Below are 664 nucleotides of genomic sequence, written 5' to 3' on the forward strand. Positions count from 1 at the left end.
TGGCGATGTACGAGCTCTTCAGCTGGGTCGAGAAGCGCACCACCGGTTGGGCGCACCGCGGCACCCAGGGCGAGTGACGGGGCGCATGAAGCCTGAGCAAGCCATCCGCCACCTGCGGCACGCCAACGCCGTGGCGCAGGCCGCGGCGGCCAAGGGCAAGCACCCCTTCGGCGCCCTGCTGGTGGCGGCCGACCACGAGACCGTGCTGCTGGAGCAGGGCAACGTCGACACCGTGAACCATGCCGAGTCGGCGCTCGCGCGCGTGGCGGCGCACCGCTTCGACGAGGCCACGCTGTGGGCCTGCACGCTGGTCACCACCGTCGAGCCCTGCGCGATGTGCGCCGGCACGCAGTACTGGGCCCACATCGGGCGCCTCGTCTACGGCATGACCGAGGCGCGGCTGCTCGCGATCACCGGCAACCACGCCGAGAACCCGACGCTCGACCTGCCCTGCCGCGAGGTCTTTGCGCGCGGGCAGAAGCGCATCGAGGTGATCGGCCCGGTGCCCGAGGTGGAGGCCGAGATCGCCGCCGTGCACCAGGCCTTCTGGGCCGCCCGCTGAACGCGCCGTGGGCTGGAAGGCGCAGCTGACGCTGCGGTACACCCACGAGGCTGGCGAACAGGGCGGCCACACCGGCGCACACGACCGCCACGAAGGCCCGCT

At 72.4% G+C, this 664-nt stretch carries 2 protein-coding genes; one reads left to right on the top strand and one right to left on the bottom strand.

Features of this window, described 5'->3' with window-relative positions; all coding sequences use genetic code 11:
- Positions 1-196, bottom strand: a 196-nt coding sequence (locus tag AC01FP_RS18480; RefSeq protein WP_474482328.1) for a hypothetical protein, incomplete at its 3' end; no start/stop codon positions are given.
- Here AC01FP_RS18480 and AC01FP_RS18485 point away from each other — a divergent pair.
- On the top strand, positions 131-562 hold the full coding sequence (locus AC01FP_RS18485) for a deaminase (protein WP_474482326.1): 432 nt from the start codon (positions 131-133) through the stop codon (positions 560-562). The two genes, AC01FP_RS18480 and AC01FP_RS18485, sit on opposite strands and share 66 nt — an antisense overlap.
- Positions 563-664 lie beyond the last annotated feature (102 nt).

This window comes from Cyanobium sp. NIVA-CYA 375 (assembly GCF_056108345.1).